Origin of the sequence: Streptomyces gamaensis (assembly GCF_042656465.1) — a bacterium.
Classification (GTDB): Bacteria; Actinomycetota; Actinomycetes; order Streptomycetales; family Streptomycetaceae; genus Streptomyces; species Streptomyces gamaensis.
In genome coordinates, this window is the sequence record NZ_JBHSPB010000027.1 from 20,948 (window position 1) to 38,936 (window position 17,989).

At 66.0% G+C, this 17,989-nt stretch carries 10 protein-coding genes; 6 read left to right on the top strand and 4 right to left on the bottom strand.

The window, feature by feature from the left end:
- The first annotated feature begins 72 nt into the window (after window positions 1–72).
- The 6 genes from ACFP1Z_RS29865 (at window position 73) to ACFP1Z_RS29890 (ending at window position 14,805) form a co-directional block, all read left to right on the top strand.
- On the top strand, window positions 73–9,906 hold the full coding sequence (locus ACFP1Z_RS29865; protein ID WP_390320831.1) for a DNRLRE domain-containing protein: 9,834 nt from the start codon (window positions 73–75) through the stop codon (window positions 9,904–9,906).
- Between the two features lie 3 nt (window positions 9,907–9,909).
- Window positions 9,910–10,479 (top strand): suppressor of fused domain protein, encoded by a 570-nt coding sequence (locus ACFP1Z_RS29870; protein WP_390320832.1) that lies wholly within the window; start codon window positions 9,910–9,912, stop codon window positions 10,477–10,479.
- Window positions 10,480–11,297: 818 nt separating this feature from the next.
- A complete protein-coding gene (locus tag ACFP1Z_RS29875; protein ID WP_390320833.1) occupies window positions 11,298–12,548 on the top strand; it encodes a hypothetical protein in 1,251 nt (416 codons plus the stop codon).
- A gap of 29 nt (window positions 12,549–12,577) precedes the next feature.
- Window positions 12,578–13,105 carry a GNAT family N-acetyltransferase gene (locus tag ACFP1Z_RS29880; protein ID WP_390320884.1) on the top strand — a complete coding sequence of 176 codons (528 nt, stop codon included), beginning with the start codon at window positions 12,578–12,580 and terminating at the stop codon, window positions 13,103–13,105.
- Window positions 13,106–13,512: 407 nt separating this feature from the next.
- On the top strand, window positions 13,513–14,013 hold the full coding sequence (locus ACFP1Z_RS29885; RefSeq protein WP_390320834.1) for a DUF4265 domain-containing protein: 501 nt from the start codon (window positions 13,513–13,515) through the stop codon (window positions 14,011–14,013).
- A gap of 141 nt (window positions 14,014–14,154) precedes the next feature.
- Window positions 14,155–14,805, top strand: coding sequence for a hypothetical protein (locus ACFP1Z_RS29890; protein WP_390320835.1), 651 nt, complete (start codon window positions 14,155–14,157; stop codon window positions 14,803–14,805).
- Between the two features lie 62 nt (window positions 14,806–14,867).
- Here the strand turns inward: ACFP1Z_RS29890 and ACFP1Z_RS29895 are convergent, their stop codons facing one another.
- The 4 genes from ACFP1Z_RS29895 to ACFP1Z_RS29910 form a co-directional block, all read right to left on the bottom strand.
- Window positions 14,868–16,133 (bottom strand): tetratricopeptide repeat protein, encoded by a 1,266-nt coding sequence (locus ACFP1Z_RS29895; RefSeq protein WP_390320885.1) that lies wholly within the window; start codon window positions 16,131–16,133, stop codon window positions 14,868–14,870.
- Between the two features lie 246 nt (window positions 16,134–16,379).
- Entirely contained in the window at window positions 16,380–16,961 is a 582-nt protein-coding gene (locus tag ACFP1Z_RS29900; protein WP_390320836.1) for an Imm21 family immunity protein, read from the bottom strand.
- Between the two features lie 96 nt (window positions 16,962–17,057).
- Window positions 17,058–17,651 carry a hypothetical protein gene (locus tag ACFP1Z_RS29905; protein WP_390320837.1) on the bottom strand — a complete coding sequence of 198 codons (594 nt, stop codon included), beginning with the start codon at window positions 17,649–17,651 and terminating at the stop codon, window positions 17,058–17,060.
- Window positions 17,648–17,986, bottom strand: coding sequence for a hypothetical protein (locus ACFP1Z_RS29910; protein WP_390320838.1), 339 nt, complete (start codon window positions 17,984–17,986; stop codon window positions 17,648–17,650). Before ACFP1Z_RS29910 ends, ACFP1Z_RS29905 begins: the two co-directional genes overlap by 4 nt.
- Window positions 17,987–17,989: the final 3 nt, after the last annotated feature.

Below are 17,989 nucleotides of genomic sequence, written 5' to 3' on the forward strand. Positions count from 1 at the left end.
GGTGGTTTCAGACACCGCTCCTTCTTCAGTCAACGGCCCGGCCTGAGCCGGGCCGTTGCTCTGACCGCAGCCATGCTGGTGTTCGCCGGCGCTGCGCCCTCCGAGGCCGTTCAACGGCCCGACTCCGGTCCCGAACTCCCCGGTGTCAAGGGGCACACGAAGCGCCCCGACGGTCAGCGATGGGGCAGCGCGGCCGGGCGGGACCATCTCGACGGCTCACCCGACCCCGTCAAGGCCGACGGCCCGCAGACGCTCCATGGCAAGTACGCCGTGGAGCACCCGAAGGTGCCCACCCCGACCGCCCGCAACGAGGCCAGGGTCGAGGAAGGCCCCGCCAAGGACATCAAGGGCTACGACCCGAAGAGCAGCAGCGAAGCAGCCGACAAGCGGGGCGAGTTCGAGCGTACCTACACCAACAAGGACGGCTCCCAGACCACCCAGTTCTCCAAGGAGCGGCTCAACTTCCAGCTGCCCGACGGCACCTGGCAGCCCATTGACGCCCGCCTCGTCCCGAACAACGACAAGGGCGCGAGCGGCTGGCGCAATGCCGCCGACAGCCTCGGCATCAACCTCGCGGCCAGGGCGGACAGCGCAGACCTGGCCCGTCTCGTCGTCGACGGCGACCACGAGGTGTCCTTCGGGCTGGAGGGGGCGCAGGCCTCGTCCGGCCGGGTCGACGAGAAGAATCCTTCCGCCGTCACCTACCCCGACGTCCTCAAGGACGCCGACCTGGAGCTGATATCCAGGCCCGGCGGTCTCAAGGAGGTCATGGTGCTGCGCTCGGCGAACGCCCCGCGCACCTGGACCTTCCCCCTGCGGAGCAAGGGACTGACGGCGTCCGTCGACAACGGCGACGTGATCCTCAAGGACGCCGACGGCAAGGAACGCGTCCGCATCCCGCACGGGTACATGGAGGACTCCAAGACCGACCCCGAAACGGGCGACGGCGCGATATCCACGAAGGTCGACTACCGGATCGTCGAGCACAACGGCGGCCAGGCGCTGCGCGTGGAGCTCGACGGCGATTGGCTCTCCTCGCCGGAGCGCAGCTTCCCGGTCCGCGTCGACCCGCCCATGGTCGAGCCCATCAGCGCCTCGTCCAGCATGTACGTCGAGAAGTCCGGCAGCAACAACTGGAGTTCGGCGTCGGAGGACACCCTCAAACTGGGCTCGGTCCGAGACGGGAAGACCAGCCAGGCCGCGAGCTATCTGACGTTCCCGAACGTCGCCTCGAAGCTGCGCAACCACAAGATCTTCGGCGCGTCCCTCACCGTACTGAACTACTGGTCGGCCTCCTGCCGCCCGCGTGAGGTCAACGTCCACCCGGTCACCGAACCGTGGACGCCCGGCAAGGGGCACACCTACCCCGGCCCCAAGTACGGGGACAAGATCGCCGGTTCGTCCTTCGCGCACGGCTGGATAGCCGAAGGCCAGTCCAGCTCGGCCTGCCCGGCGGCCTGGGAGGCCATTGACCTGGGCACCAAGGGCCGCGACCTGATCGAGGACTGGGCCAACGGAAACCGTCCCAACTACGGTCTCACCCTGCGCGGGTCGGAATCCGAATCGCTGAACTGGAAGAAGTTCTCCAGCACCAGCAGCGCCAACCCGCCGTCGCTGTACGTGACGCACACCCCGTACGACGCCAAGTACTCCATCGAGCGTGCCCTCCCGGAGCCGCCGGTCAGCCGGGGTCAGGACGGCAAGATCAGGATCAAGGTCACCAACCTGGGTGCCGAGACCTGGACCCCGAGCACGTACGTACTGGCCTACCGGGCCTACCGAAACGGCAGCTACGTCCAGCAGACGATTGCCGCGCAGCTGCCCAACGACGTTCCTCGCGGGGCCAGCGTCACGCTCGACGCGGTGATCCAGAGGACGGAGCCGGGCCAGTACTACTTCGACTTCTCCATGGCCCGCAAGAACGTTGCCTTCTTCACCGATGAAGGCGTCCCGCCGGCGCGACTCGCGCTGGACGTGCTGGCCATCCCGCCGGTCGTCGACTCGCTGTATCCGGCCAACGGCTACCAGTCCCAGACGCTCTCGCCCGAACTGTGGGCGAACGCCCGGGACCTGGACAGCACCGGCCAGAAGCTGCAGTACCGCTACGAGGTCTGCGAGGCCGACAAGGGCAACAAGCCGAAGGACTGCTTCTTCTCCGACTGGTCCCCGGACCGCAGTTGGGTCGTGCCCGCCGGCAAGCTCTCGTGGTCCAAGACGTACCTGTGGCGTCCCTGGAGCAAGGACAACGCCGCCACCAGCCCGGAGCTTCCCTACACCACCCTGCTGACAGGGGTCCCGCAGCCGGTCATCACCTCGCATCTCGCGGGTTCCCCGTACGGCTCGTCGGACAAGCCCTTCGACCCGCAGGTAGGCAACTTCGCCAGCTCGGCCGTCGACGCCTCGGTGCCCACGGTCGGCCCGGACCTGACGATCAGCCGCACGTACAACAGTCTCGACCCGAGCACCGACCACGTCTTCGGCGCCGGCTGGGCCTCACGCCTCGACATGCGGGTCACGCCCGACGACGACGGCACCGGCAACGTCGTGGTCACCTATCCCGACGGGCAGCAGGTGCGGTTCGGCCGCAACCCCGACGGCTCCTTCGCTCCGCCCCAGGGCCGCGACGCCGTGTTCACCGCTGCCAAGGACGGCGGGTGGGAGCTCACCGACAAGAACGGCGTGCGCTACACGTTCCGCGCCGACGGCCGACTGGTCAGGATCACCGACGCGAGCGGGCTGACGCAGACCTTCACCTACGCGGGCGGCAAGCTCGTCCAGATCAGCAATGACACCAGCAGGCGCAGCCTGTTCTTCCGCTGGTCGGGCGGTCACATCAGCACGGTCGGTACGGACCCGCTGCGTACGTCGCCACTGACGTGGACGTACGAGTACGAGGGCAACAAGCTCACGAAGGTCTGCTCGCCGGAGAAGACCTGCACCACCTACGAGTACGCGACCGGTTCGCACTACCGCAGCGTGGCCCTGGACTCCGGCCCGTACGCCTACTGGCGCTTCGGCGAGGACTCCGGTGAGGACGCCGTCAGCCAGGTCACGGTCAACCAGGGCAAGGACCAGGCCCGCTACGTGGACGTGAGCCACGGCTCCTCCGGTCCGCTCAGCGGAGCCACGGACAACGCGGCCACCTTCAACGGCAGTTCCTCGCGCGTGGACCTGCCCGAGAACCTGCTGAACCTCCAGCGCAGCCTCGCGGTCAGCATGTGGTTCCGTACCACCGGCAACGGTGTGCTGCTGAACTACCGCTCCGACAAGCACAACGACAGCAACGACGGCACCAGTGCCCCCGTGCTGTACATCGGCGCGGACGGCAAGCTGCGCGGCCAGTTCCGCATGGTCCGGGGCATCACCCCCATCACGACCGGCAGGGCGGTCAACGACGGTCAGTGGCATCACGTGGTGCTCAGCTCCGACGGGGTGCGCCAGACCCTGTTCGTCGACGGCAACGACGTCGGCACGCTGGAAGGCCCGATCGACCACAGCATCCAGCGCTACGCCGAGATCGGCGCGGGCTGGGCGTACGACTGGCCCTCCCCGCCGGCCAAGGGTCCCTCCTACTTCAAGGGCGACATCGACGAGGTCGCGGTCTACCACAAGCCGCTGGGCGGTGCCGCCGCTCGGTCGCTGTTCACCGCACGGGACCAGGCCGACCAGCTCACCAGGATCACGACTCCCGCCGGACGCAAGGCCGTCGAGGTCACGTACGACACGAACGTCGACCGCGTCAGCAAGCTGACCGACGTCAACGGCGGTCAGTGGAAGCTGGGCGTTCCGCTCACCGCGATGTTCGGCAAGGACCTGATCCGGTCCGTCGAGGTGACGGACCCCAAGGACCGCTCCTCCTTCTACGACTACGACCCGCTGGCCGGCCGTCTCATCCGCTTCGTCTCGCCGCTGCGCGACAAGCCCAAGGAGACGGAGAAACCGAAGCCGTCCCACACGCCGGAACCGGGCGTCGAAGGCGGCCTGTTCGAGGGCGGCGCGACCGGGAACGGGCAGCCTCCGACGGAGTACCCGGACCCGGGATTCATCGGTGGCGCGATCAACGCCATGGGCGTGCGCAGCTTCGGCTACGACGACAAGGGTCTGCAGAACCACGTCGTGGACGAGAACGGTCACGCCCTCGACATGACGTACGACGACCGGGGCAACGTCGCCTCGCGCAAGACGTGCCGGAGCCGCAGCGACTGCCAGACCACCTACTACACCTACTACTTCAACGAGCAGAACCCGGTAGACCCGCGCAACGGCAAGCTGACCGAGTCCCGCGACGCCCGCTCGAAGGACGCCTCCGACAACGCCTACCGGACGACGTACTCGTACGACACCCGGGGCGAGCTGGTCGAGCAGACGGCGCCGGACGGCCGCAAGGCGGTCCGGACCTTCACCACCGGCAGCGAGCCCGCCTTCGGTGGCCAGGGCACCATGCCCGCCGGAATGCTCGCGTCGCTGACCGACGCGAAGGGCAAGACGACCCGCTATCAGTACTTCGCCAACGGTGACCTCGCCGAGACCACCGACCCGGCGGGGCTGATCACGCGCTACACCTACGACCGGCTCGGCCGGAAGCTGACCGAGACCGACGTCAGCGGCTCCCAGCCGCAGGGCGTGACGGTCTCCTTCACCTACGACGGCGTCAACCGGGTCGTCACCACGACAAAGCCGGGGGTGAAGAACGAAGTCACCGGTGCCACGCACACCCAGCGCACGGCCGTCGAGTACGACAAGGACGGTCTGCGGGTGGGCTCGGAGGTCACCGACCTCACCGGTGGCGACGCGCCGCGCGTGACGCGTACCGAGTTCGACGACTCGGCACGGCCGGTGCGGGTGACGGACGCCGAGGGCGCCGAGACCAGCTACGGCTACGACGTGCTGGGCAACCGCGTCTGGCAAGTGGATCCCAACGGCACGCGTACCGAGACCACGTACACCACGCGCAACAGCATCGCCGAGGTGCGGGTGCGCGACTGGCAGGGCGATCCGCAGGACGCACCGAAGGACGGCTCGGGCGACGAGAAGGTCCTCGTGACCGACTCGTACGCCTACGACTTGGCCGGACGGCTGACGAAGCACACCGACGCCATGGGGCGTACACGCGCCATCAGCTACTACAACGACGGCCTGACGAAGTCCGTGCGCATGGAGGACGTTCCCCAGGCGGACGGCTCCACGCGGGACATCGAGCTGGAGCGCAACGAGTACGACGCGCTCGGCAACGTGATCCGCAAGACGACCGGCAACGGCGCACTCGTCACCGAGTACAGCTACGACCTGACCGGCCGCACGGAGAGCATCACCACCGACCCGGGCAAGCTGGACCGCAAGGTCAGCTACAGCTACGACGACGCGGACAACGTGACGCGCGTCGTGCACACCGGCCGTAGCTCCAACATCACCTGGAGCAGCAGCAATTCCGAGATCGTCGAGTACACCTACGACGCCGTCGGCCGCGAGCTGAGCGAAACCACGCACAACAACAAGCAGCGCCTGACCACCACCTTCAAGTGGGACCAGCGCGGCCTGCTGCTCGCCGAGACCGAGCCGCGCGGCAACGCCGAAGGCGCGGATCCGGAGGCGTTCACGACCACGTACGCCTATGACGCGCTGGGACGCCGCATCTCGGTGACCGAGCCGGCGGCGGACGTGGAGAATGGGCAGGAGGGCGACGCGGGCAAGCCGGTCAAGCTGCGCCCGACGACGCTCACCGGCTTCAACACTTTCGACGAGGCGACGCAGTCCAAGGATCCGCAGGGCCGTGTGTCCTCGGTGGACTTCGACAAGACGGGCCGTCCGACGACGACCACGTCACCGTCGTACACCCCGCCGGGGGGCAGTGAGCCGATCACGCCGGTCAGCCGCAACGAGTACGACGCGGGCGGCCGCATCACCGCCGTCACCGACGCGCTGGGCAACACCAAGCGTTTCCGTTACGACCAGCTGGGCCGTCTGGTGCAGCGGGAGGAGCCGCGTACTTCGAAGCTGCTGGGCCTGGTGACCGAGCCGGGCAAGGCCGTGCCGTCGGGCGCGGGGGCTGTGTGGTCGTACACCTACAGCCGTACCGGCGAGGAGCTGTCGGTGACGGACCCGACGGGTGCGCGTACCGAGAGCACCTACGACGGTCTGGGCCGGCTGGCGACGGCGACGCAGGTGGAGCGGAAGTCCGGGCAGACCCGGTACTTCACGTCCAGCTTCGCCTACGACGACGCCGACCGGATGGTCGCGAAGACCTCGCCGTCCGGTGACACCACGCGCTACTCCTACGACACGCTGGGGCAGTTGACCGGCACCGAGGACCCGGCCGGAGTGAAGACCACGACCGGTTACGACATGGCCGGCCGGGTCATCAGCAACACCGACGCCCTGGGCCGTCAGGTGCGGCAGACCTACGACCAGGCGGGCCGGATGACCGGCCAGCTGTGGCTGGACAAGGACGAGACCCCGCTGCGCGACCGCAGCTTCCGCTACGACCTCGCGGGCAACGTCGTCTCCTCCACCGACGCCAAGGGCAAGAGCGTCGGCTTCACCTTCGACGCGCAGAACCAGCTCGTCCAGCAGGTGGAGCCGGTCAGCTCCGGCAAGACCATCACCACGACCTTCGGCTACGACGCGAACGGCAACCGCACGCGTTACACCGACGGCCGCGGCAACACCACCCGCTACACCTTCAACACCCTCGGCCTGCCCGAGTCGGTGGTCGAGCCGGTGACGAAGGAGTACCCGGGGGCTGCTGACCGTACGTGGACGACGTCGTACGACGCTGTGGGTAACCCGGTCCGGCTGAGTGAGCCGGGCAAGGTCGAGCGGGTGCGTACGTACGACCCGTCGGGTCTGCTGCTGCGTGAGACGGGCAGCGGCGCGGAGGTCTCGACCCCGGACCGCATCTACGAGTACGACGGCAACGGCCGTGTCGTCTCGGCGACCGCGCCGAAGGGTGTGAACACCTACGAGTACGACGACCGTGGTCTGCTGACCTCGGCCCGCGGCGGCTCCGGTGACGCGGCCTTCGGCTACGACGAGGACGGGCGCCTGCTCACCCGCGTCGACGCCGCCGGCACCGCTGTGTTCGGCTACGAGAAGGGAAGGCTCAAGTCCGTCAAGGACGCCCAGTCGCAGCAGCTGTTCAGCTACCGCTACGACAAGACAGGCGCCCTGGAGGGCATCGATTCGCCGGGCGTCAGCCGCAGCTTCGGCTATGACGACCTGGGCCGTCAGACCTCGGACGTCACCAAGTCCGTGGTGTCGGGGACGGTGCTGGCCACGGCCGAGTACCGCTTCGACGACAACGACCGCCTGAAATCGAAGAAGACGACCGGCACGGCGGACGCCGGGGAGCAGAAGTACACGTACGACGACGCGGGCCGTCTGACGTCCTGGACCGACAAGGCCGGCAAGACCACCACCTACGGGTGGGACGACTCCGGCAACCGCGTCCAGGCCGGCGACCGCAAGGCGGTGTACGACGCCCGTAACCGGTTGATGTCGGACGGGGATTCCACGTACGCCTACACCCCGCGCGGTACCCGGAAGACGTCCTCGACCTCCGGTCTGGTGGAGGAGAGCCGCTTCGACGCCTTCGGGCAGCTGGCCAAGCAGGGCGAGACCTCGTACGAGTACGACGCCTTCGGGCGCCTGACCGACCGGGACGGCACGCAGCACACGTACTCGGGCCTGGGCGACGACGTCGTCACGGACGGGCGCGGTGTCTACAGCCGCGGCCTGACCGGTGAGCTGATCTCCGTCACCCAGGGCGGCACGACGCGCCTGGCGATGGACGACCGTCACGGCGACGTCATCGGCACGGTCGACGCGAAGGACACCGACCCCAAGTCGCTGGCTTCGTCGGTGGGCTTCGACCCGTTCGGCAAGACGACGGCGGCTGCTGGTGAGCAGATCTCCATCGGCTACCAGGGCGACTGGACCGACCCGAAGTCGCAGCAGGTCAACATGGCCGCCCGCTGGTACGACTCGGGAACGGGGGCGTTCACGTCACGGGACAGCTACACGCTGGACCCGACGCCCTCGGTGGAGGCAAACCGTTACACGTACGCCAGCGCGGATCCGATGGACAACACGGACCCGACCGGGCACTGGAGTCTGCGCGGTCTGGCCAAGAAGGCGTGGAAGAAGACCACACAGGCGGCCTCGTCGGGCTACCACGCGGTCACCAGTGCTGTCTCATCCGGCTACAACTACGTGGCCGAGAAGGTCACGTCGGCCTACAACTACGTGGCTGAGAAGGTCGCGTCCGCATACCACTACGTAGCGGAGAAGGTCTCCCAGGCCTACCACTACGTCGCCAGAAAGGTCTCTTCCGCCTATCACTACGTCGCGAGGAAAGTCTCCTCGGCGGTGAACTGGGTCTCCCACAAGGTCTCGTCCGGCGCCAGATGGCTCGGCAACAAGGTCTCGTCCGGAGCCCGGTACGTACGCAACGCGGCCACCCGCGTCTACAAGTCCGCAGCGCAGATCTACCGCGAGAGCAAGCAGTACATCAGCGACAAGGCCCGCGCCGCGAAGAAATACATCGCCACACACAACCCGATACCGGTCCTGGCCAAGGCCCTGCGCCCGGTCTACGCCGGCATGAAGACAGCTGTCTCCGCAGCAGTCCACATCCCGGCCCTGGTGGTCCAGGAGACCAAACAGGTCGTCCAGGACGTCGCCAAGGCAGCCGTCGAAGTCACGAAGATCGTCGCCGACGTCAGCGCCAAGATGGTCTCCGCCGTCGACAGCGCCATCACCGCGGTGTCCGAATTCGCACAGACAGCGGCACCGTACCTGAAGGCCGCCTGGGACTTCACCGCCGAAGTCACCGGCATCAACGACGCCATCAACTGCGCCACCAAGGGCGACGTCGAAGCATGCCTCTGGACAGCGGCAACAGTCGCGAGCATCTTCGTGCCCGGGTCCACCGGAGCCGTCCGCGGAGCAAAAGCCGCACGCATGGCCAGCAAGGTGGAACATGTCGCTGGCAGCGGCAAGGCGGCCGACAAGGTTGAGGAAGCCGTCGGAACGGTCTGCCAGATCAACAGCTTCACCCCCGAAACCCTGGTGGTGATGGCCGACGGCTCCGCCAAACCGATCAAGGACATCAAGCCCGGAGAGAAGGTCCTCGCAACCGACCCCACGACAGGCAGGACAGAAGCCCGACCCGTGGAAGACGTCATCGTCGGTAACGGCGAGAAGCACCTGGTGCGTCTCACCATCGACACGGACGGTGACAAGGGCAACGCCACGGACACCATCACGGCCACCGAGGGCCACCCCTTCTGGGTGGAAGACCAGCACACCTGGGTGAAGGCCAGCGACATCAAACCGGGCGCCCTACTGCGCACTTCAGCAGGCACATGGGTCAAGGTCACCGCGACGCGAGCTTGGACCGCAGTCCAGCAGGTGTTCAACCTCTCGGTCGGCGGGATCCACACGTACTATGTGCAGGCAGGTGCGGCGCCGGTCCTGGTACACAACAACTGTGGGCCGGCGCGAGATGCTGCTGGCCGATTCACTTCGGACCCGAGCCGTCTGAACCCAGGGCAGCTCGACAGCGATGGGATGCTCCGGGGCACCAATGCTACGGGGCAGGTGACAAGCCGGGGAAACTTCCGCAAGGCAACTGAAGATGCGGCGTGGAATAATGCAGAGGTTGGCCCCAATGGCGGGCGCCTCTGCCCCACACAAGGTCCGAACTGTGCTGGCGAGGTCATGGTTCCCCCACGGACGCCCGGTCAACAGCGGGATTGGGATGTGAGTCATAATCCGTCCTGGTCGAATCGACAGTTCTCGCCGAATGTGACACGGAGGGAAGTGATCGATGAATACCAGAGAGGGACCAGCCTCGAATGCGCTGCATGCAACCGAAGTGGAGGAAACAATGACGCTAGGTTTGGTTGACGAATGAGGCTCATCGAGCACATGGAGAATCGCCTCGGTGCGATTGTGAAGGGCTGGACGGCTGACCCTGATTCCCAACCGATGCCGTTCCAGATCGGCTTCTTCCAGAACGGAGTGCTGCCAGAGGTTGATACCTACGCCACGGTCGGGCTGAGTGAGCATGGGCGCAGTGCGCAAGGTTCGGAACGTCTCTACTATCAGGAGCTGGTGCTGGGGGTTGACTCCAAGTACTCGGACGGGCCATTCCCTGCGCTCATCCACCAACTCGCCATGCGTGTTCTCCAGAATGGGGCATTGCTCAGGGGCGATGTTGTAGGACCGTTCGGGCCGATCATCCCTGGAAGCAAGCTCGAAGCCTTCTACTCTGCGATTCCGGTCTACTACGACGACGGTTTCGCTGCTGTGGACCTGGAGTCCGGAAACAGGGCAGTCATGGTCTGGATGGTTCCCATCAGTAGGGCGGAGGCGGCCTATGTCAAGGAATTCGGCTGGGACGCCTTCGAGTCGGAACTCGTGGCGCAGAGCCCGGATTTGATGGACCCGTTCAGGGATGAGATCCGCCTGGACAAGTGACGCGCGCTGAGCGTCTCGTTCAAGGGTGCGCCGGAGGCCAACCTTTTGGTTGGCCTCCGGCGTTTTTGGTTGTCTCATCAGGTTCTACGGCCCCCAGGCAGTCCCTATCCGGGCTGAGGACTCACTCCTCTTTGTGCGGGATACGCGCAAGGTGGCCAACCCACCCCTTCCGATACTCCGCCTCTTGCTTCAAGGCCGCATGGAGTTCAGCGTGCGCCCCGGTGACTCTGGCCCACTGGACGCGCCCGACGGCCCCGTTGATGGCGCTCCGGAACTGGCCGCAGATACCGCACTCGTCCTGCGTGGGGTAGGCAGGCGGGCCGCTGACATGCTGAACAGGGGGCAGGGGCTTCAACACGTGTAGTCCCCCCTGTGGTTGAGCATCGAGACGCGGGCCCTGAGATGGTCGGTCCGGTTGGCGGGGCGATATGTAGTGGTGTGCCATACGTCGCCGCCGTCGAGCGGCTTCAAGATGACCCGTAGCTGTTCTCCGTCCCAGGCAATTGCCGTGCCTACACAGCCACATGAGGTGTCAACGACCAGCGTCTCGGGCGCGGGCACCCATCGGGCCGTACCGGCCTGGTCCACCGTGAATGCGGCGGGGCGTTCCTCACCCACCAGTTACCTCCTTGCGGTACCTGCACCCATCGAGCCGTGACGTGGCGTGGTGCGTCACCCAGTGCACCGTGTGGACGGGCACTGTGACGGTCAGCGGACCGGACGTTTGTGAGGACGTTTCCACGCGCCATGGAAGCCATGTGGCTACGGTGAGGGAGCAAGACGACCGGTGCGAGGGGAAGCGCATGACAGGCGGAGCCATGAAGGAGCTGGCGCAGTTACGGAAGGCTGCCGGACACACGCAGGAGACCTTCGTGGATGCGTTCGCCGAGGAAGCCGCTCGCCTCGGCACCGACGCCACCATCAGCGTGCGGCAGCTCCGCCGTTGGGAACGTGAGGATCCCCCGCCACTTCCTCACCCGGGCCAACAAGTGGTTCTGGAAGCCATGTTCGGCGTACCGCTCGCTGAGATGGGCTTTGACGTCCCTCCTCATCGCCTGACCGTGTCGGCGCCGATCAGCGACCCTGGAGAGGTGAGGCGGAGGACGTTCGTCGCCGACGCTGGGATCCTCGCGGCGGAAGCCATTGTTCCCGCTCGGCCGGGTCCGAGGTTCGGATCGGCCGACGTCGCGTGCCTGCGCGTAAGGCTTGATGGCCTGTACCGGACGGACCACACGGTCGGCAGCATGCCGGCCATGATGCAGGCGGACCGTATCGAGAGGGAGATCACGGGCGCCCTTACCGCCGCTTCGTACACCAGCCGCATCGGCCGTGAGCTGCAAACGATGCTCGCCGAGCTGCACGGCCATCGGGCGTGGTACGGCTACGACGGCGGACGGATCGGCCAGGGGCGGGCTGCCTGCATGGAAGCTCTTGCAGCGGCACAGCTCGTGGACGACCCGCTGCTCCAGGTCTCCGTGCTGGAAACGCTCGTACTGCTCGCCATCAAGGCAGAACGGGTCTGGGAGGCCGTGAGCGCGGTCGAGCATGCTTACCGACTCGCCGTGGGTGCCGGCGCCGGGCATACGGTGCACCTCGTGATCGCGCTGCGGGATGCCAACGTGGCCACTCATGCGGGAGACCTGTCCGGGGCGCGCCGAGCCCTGAGCCGGGCCGTCAACCACCAGGGATGTGCAGATACGGACAGCGAGGTGCCCAAGTGGGCCCGCTTCGTGGGTCCGTTCGAGGTCGACTACGCGACGGCGGAAATGTACGTGCGGGCCGAGCAGCCCAAACGTGCCGTTCCCTTCCTGCGGGCCGCAGTGCGTGCCATGAGCGGGGACCTTGCCCGCAACAGCGCCTCGTACCGTGTAAAGCTGGCTCAGGTACTCCTTGAGGCCGGGGAAGTCGAAGAGGCGTGTGCGGAGATGGCCGCCGTTCTCGATGCGTGCGGCAGTATCGCCTCACCGCGGCTCCTGGACAGGATCCGAGGGTTTCAGCGGGCCGTCGGCGGCATCGACAGCGCTATTGCCCGCGAATGCGGGGAGCGCATGCGAGGGAGCGTCACGTGACAGAACAAGGGGCCATCACCATTGAGCGCATGGACGGGCCTGCCGCTGCGCGAGCCGAGGAGGCGTTGCGGCTGATCTATGCCGACGCGTTCGCGGAACCGCCGTACAACGAGACTGCGGACGACGTTGCGGCTACCTTCCGCCGCTTTCGGTCCCAGACCCGCAAAGCGACCTTCCGTGCTGCCTTGGCCCGTGACGAGAACGGTGAACCCGTCGGCATGGCGTACGGCTACCCGCTCGGCCCCAACACGGGCTGGTGGGACCAACTGACCGAGCCCGTACCGGAAGACATGCGACGTGAGGATGGACACCGCACCTTCGGGCTCATGGAACTCGCCGTACGGGGACCGTGGCGTCGGCAGGGGATTGCGAGCCGACTGCACGAGATACTGCTCCACGACATTGAGGCCGAGCGCGTGCTGCTCAACGTCCACCCGGGGAGCACGGCGGCATCGGCTGCTTACCGGGCATGGGGGTACCGCAATGTCGGGGAAGCGCGCCCATGGGCAGGTGCGGACCTGCATGACGTGATGGTGCTTGACCTCAGTCGAAGATGAGCAGAGTGCCCGGTGTTTGGATGTCGACGGCTGCGGGCAGCAGCGCCGCTCTGGGTATCTGGAAGCTGCTCTCATTTTTCCGCTGGACAAGCTGGCCCAGGTGTATGAAGGCCCGGCAAGTCTGGCCGAGATTATGGTGGTTTCCCGCTTGGTGAAGAGGTCGGCGATGCCCTGTCTGAGAGCGCTCCCGGAGGCCTCAGGTTGCTCGTCACATCGTTGCCCGGATATTCCCGTAGCGGCTGGCGAGCCGCCTCTGTGCGATGGTGGTGGTGCTGAGTGGGAGAATGATGGCACACATAACGGTGCTGCGGCCTGTCGCCAGTGCGACAGGGATAAGTTCACCAAGACCATGGAAGATTGGGACAATGAGCTCAGGGGCTTCCTCGAACCCTAGCGGCGGTGAGTCGGTGCCGACGGGTAAGCCTGAGAGGCTGTACCAGGTAGTCTTCGACCTCCCTGACGAGACTGCAGATTGGGCCCGCGCCTCCTCGGAGCGGCTCTGGACTGGGAAGACGTCCGTGCAGATGGAAGTCCAGATTCGCAACACTCCCTTCTACGTGAAGGGGATCGCCTACGGGGACGTTGTGCGAGTCAAAGCTGATCACGAGCGCAGAGAGTTCGTGTTCGAGGAGTTCGTGTCGGAGGCCGGGCACTCGACGGTTCGAATCATTATTCATGATGACGACGCGAGGGGCACAGTTGAAGCCATGCTCTGCAGCTTTGATTGTTCCTGGGAGATTGATACGACAGGCTGCTTGTGGGCAATCGACGTGCCGCCGCACGTTGATTATTCCTCCATGAGAGCTGCTCTCCTCTGTCATGCCGATGAAGGGAAAATCGGTATCGAAGAGGGTGCTCTTGCAAGGGTTCATCGAGATAGGCTCGGGTCTCCATTGCCCGATTGTTAGCCGAGATCGCCAGAAGTCCCACCAGATTTCATTCCGGCACGGCTTCTAGGGTGTTTGACGGTGACAATCACGAGTCCAAGAACAGCTCTATGGGTTCCGGGAAAGTAGTTCCGGATCCCGATGGCGCCGGAAGGTAAGTAAGTGCTCACTCAAGAACAGATCGACCGGGTCGAGGCAGCCTGCCAGGAGCTTCCTCTTGAGCGAGTTTTCGCTCTCTCGCTGGCCGCAGCCCATCGCACTCTTCCTGTCTATCAGGCATACAGTGAGGCGCACCCCAAGCTGCGAGGACACGGTCTGGTTCATGACGCGCTTGTCGGAGCCTGGAGGGTCCTCCGAGCCAGGCCTGGGGCATCTGCCGTCCAGTTGACCCCCAGGATCGAAGATGCGATCAATAGCGCACAATCAGAGCTTCACCTGATCAATGAAGCCGACGAATTCCTCCTGCCCGAAGCATTGGCTGCAGAGTCGATCACTGCCGCAACCCTGGCTTTGAGCGCCTATCGGGAAGGGTCCCGAGCTGACGCGTTTAACGCCATGATCGGTGCCCTTGAGGTCGACAGAGTGTGGGCAGAAGGGGAAGCCGACCAAGGGGAGCATGAAGGGTTGGTTTCATGGGACAGGCTTATGTCGCACTACGCACAACAAGTGCGCGACATTGATCTCCTGTCGGACATCGGTGAATCGAACGAGAAGCAGCTGTTCCGCGATGTCGCGATGCGTGCTGAACAAGAGGGAATGGCATTTCTCATCCCGATGAGGGGAATCGTCTCGGCGACCTCCTCTGACAGGTAGGAGTACTGAGGTTGCAATCACTGGGCCCGGTCTGATCCGTCAGGCCGGGCCCGCTGCTATGCTCATGCGCCGGTTCGGACCAGGGGACGGGCGCGCTCGTAGAGGTCTCGGGCAGCCTGGTTGCCCTGGTGCGGTTTGATGAGCTGGAACATGGTCCGCATCCGTTGGTCCACGCGTCCGGACTGGACCGCTGGATAGTCGTCCAAGGCCAAGCCCCATGTAGCGCATGCTGCCTCAAGGTGACCGATGGCGAGTTGGCGTTCCGCGAGGATCGCACGTTCTTTTACCCGCGTACGTCGGTAGACGGCATAGCGCAACCGATCGGACTGCTGCATGGCCTCAACGGCGCCGCGCATGTCGCCCATTTCGTAGCGGACTTGACTGGTGTGATAGCTCAAGGCCGCTGGATCGTACGAACCAAAGGTCTTCTCTCGGGATTCGGCCTTCTCCATGGCTGCCTCGGCCTCCCGCAGATAACTCAGTGCCTCCCCGCGGCTCCCCAACTGCGCCGCCGCATGTGCCTGTTGTCCCGCCAGGAACGCCCGCATCCGGGGTCCCGCCTGCGGCGATGCCGCAGCTGCCGCGTCTGCCAGCCGCATCGCGTCCTTGCCGTGCCCCAAGTCCACGGCCTGCACGCTCATCCCTCGCAGCGTCGTGCAGTAGGTCAGGTGGTCCTCCGAAGCCCCAGCCAGCTCAAGGGCCTTGACGTAGTACCGCTGCGCGAGCCCGTGCAAGCCTTCGTCCACTGCCATGTATCCGGTGAGATAGCACAGATCCGACGCGGCCGACATCATGGCCCTGCGCACATTCTCCGGCGCGTCTGCCCGCAGATACGGGCCCACCGTGTTCACCAAGAACGCCGCTGCCATGGGCCGCGCGTGCCGGCCCCCGAACTGGTCGTCCAGCTCCGAGACCCGTTCCGTCATCGAGACGACCATGTCGACCTCGGACATTCCGATACGGGTAACACTGCCGGACTGGACCGCCTCCATCCGCCCCACCACGTCCGGCCACCCCGGCACCGTCAGTGCCACCGAGAACAGCCCGGCCCCCAGCACTCCCCGCCGGGACGGATCCATGTCCTGCCGGCCGAGTCCGATGAGCCCTTCCGCTGTACCTTGGCGAACCCCGGTTTCCTCCGTCGGCGACGGGAACCCCGCTTCCCCGTACGACACCGGGCGCCCCAGTCTCCGTGCCAGTGCTTCCAGGACCAGCGGCCGTACTTCCTCCTTCGGCAGGTGCCCGGCCAGCCACTGGTGCACCGACGGTTCCCGGTACTTGAGTGGCGTACCGCGCTCGGTACCCAGCCGGTTCACTGCCTGCGCCATCTGCCGCAACGACCACCCCGTTTCGCGGAACAGCCGTTCCAGACCCTCGTTTGGTGCCAGGTCCTGCACAGCGCTCAACTCCTCGGTTCCACCGGAGCGTTCAAAGCAGCCACTCCTGCACACGGTACCGCTCTGCGTGACGGGCCAGTTCTGGAGCACGCAGAACATGATCGAGACGGAGGCGGCGGACCTGCCTCCCAGGCTCTCGCTCACCGATCGCGCCCGAGTGCTGCCTCTCGTCGCCGCTCAGTACGGAGTTTCGGGCAGCAACTGGACGACACCGACCGAGGCGAATTCGCTCTTTGCGTAACCCGTACGGACTCGCCACCGGCCAGCTGGCAGAGCAACCGGAGCCTGCTCGGGCAGGCCGCCGTCCGGGTACTCCTCGTTGAGTTCGGCTCCCGGCGTGGTGGCGTCCATGAGCACGGCCGGCCCGTCGGTCTCCCAGATGCCGACGTCTTCCCACTCGATGCCGGGATCGGCCAGGACGGCCTGCGCCGCGGCAAGCAGCTCGCTTTCCGAGCCCGAGGCCAACCAGCGCACGAACACCCGCTGCTCGGGCAAGTAGCGGGTGGTGGCGGGCTCGTCGGCGAGGACCAGGGCCTGGGCACCACTCCGGCCGACATCAAGCAGTCCGGCCCAGCCCTCGACGGCGCAAGCGCGGTCGTAGTCCTCCAAGGGGGCTGATTCCTCGCCCCAGTTCTCCGAACAGCCACCCCATTCCGTCAAAACGGACACGGGGACGGCAACAAGCGGGCCTCCCAAGGACTCTACCCAGCCCGAAGACTTCGTGTTTGAACGGGACACAGTGCGTGAAGAGTGATCCATGCGAGCAGTGTGCCTTCAGCCACTGACAACATATCGCCGGGAATCCGAGATGCGCTCGCTTCACGGCTGCTCTTAGCCCCGGTGTCCTACGTCCGCTTAGTCGTCGAAGTGCAGCCGCTCGCGGGCCCAGAGAGTGAGGTCGCTACTGGTGGCGACGGCCAGGGTTCGGCCCGAGGGGGAGAATCCGACGGTGCGGAGTTGTGAGTAGTCGGAGTGGAAGATGTGCCACCACGTCCCTCCTGCCGGGCCTCGGTGGATCCCGCCGTCCGCGGAGAGGATGACGCGGTCGTGGGGCCACTCGGGGCTGACGACATCAAGGGACCATCCGTCCGGTGTGGTGCTGTGCAGACCGCCACCGAAGAGGCCGGCAATGTGAACCTGGGTGCCTGCGACCGGGCCGAGTCCGGGGCAGGCGAGGTCCGGGTGGGCGTCAGGATTGCTTGTCTCGGGGTCGGGATCCCGGTCGCGCGCGATCTTCTCGCCGGTGACCGCGTCGAAGAGCCCGTGGCCGCTGCTCGACACAACCATGACGAGGTCGTGTCCGTTGCCGGGATGGACGGCGAAGCCGATGCCGAGCAGGCCCCCGATGGGGGTCCTGTGGGCAAAAACGGGCTGCCAGGGTTCTGGGGCAGGTATGACGGGGGCGGAGGCGTACCGCTTGCGCAGCAGTTGCTGGTGCTCCGTGGTCAACTCGCCTCCTTTGCGCGGACTGTATTCAGGGTCTCTCGTGCGATGACCCAAGTCGACTCGAATTCTCCGGCGGTGACCTCGGCCGCGCCGTCCGCATCCTGCCATCCGGTCAGGCTGCCCTCCGCGAGGACGCCGTACTGTCGCTCGTAGGCAGCCATCGCCTGGAGATCTCCGTGATCACGGAGATCTATGACCTCTACCAGCGAGGCCGCCGTCACGGGGCTGCGCTGAGGTCCGTGCAGGTCGACCTGCCGTAGCGCCCATTCCTCGTCATCGAGTTCAAAGTACGACCAGACATCGCTCTCACTGTCGTAGGCGCGGATCCACAGTGTCATGCC

Excerpts from the sequence above, each read along its gene's own strand:
- ACFP1Z_RS29865 (WP_390320831.1), top strand. The coding sequence starts at position 73 with ATGCTGGTGTTCGCCGGCGCTGCGCCCTCCGAGGCCGTTCAACGGCCC.
- ACFP1Z_RS29910 (WP_390320838.1), bottom strand. The coding sequence starts at position 17,986 with ATGACACTGTGGATCCGCGCCTACGACAGTGAGAGCGATGTCTGGTCG.
- ACFP1Z_RS29900 (WP_390320836.1), bottom strand. The coding sequence starts at position 16,961 with ATGGATCACTCTTCACGCACTGTGTCCCGTTCAAACACGAAGTCTTCG.
- ACFP1Z_RS29875 (WP_390320833.1), top strand. The coding sequence starts at position 11,298 with ATGAAGGAGCTGGCGCAGTTACGGAAGGCTGCCGGACACACGCAGGAG.
- ACFP1Z_RS29880 (WP_390320884.1), top strand. The coding sequence starts at position 12,578 with ATGGACGGGCCTGCCGCTGCGCGAGCCGAGGAGGCGTTGCGGCTGATC.
- ACFP1Z_RS29870 (WP_390320832.1), top strand. The coding sequence starts at position 9,910 with ATGAGGCTCATCGAGCACATGGAGAATCGCCTCGGTGCGATTGTGAAG.
- ACFP1Z_RS29895 (WP_390320885.1), bottom strand. The coding sequence starts at position 16,133 with ATGGCGCAGGCAGTGAACCGGCTGGGTACCGAGCGCGGTACGCCACTC.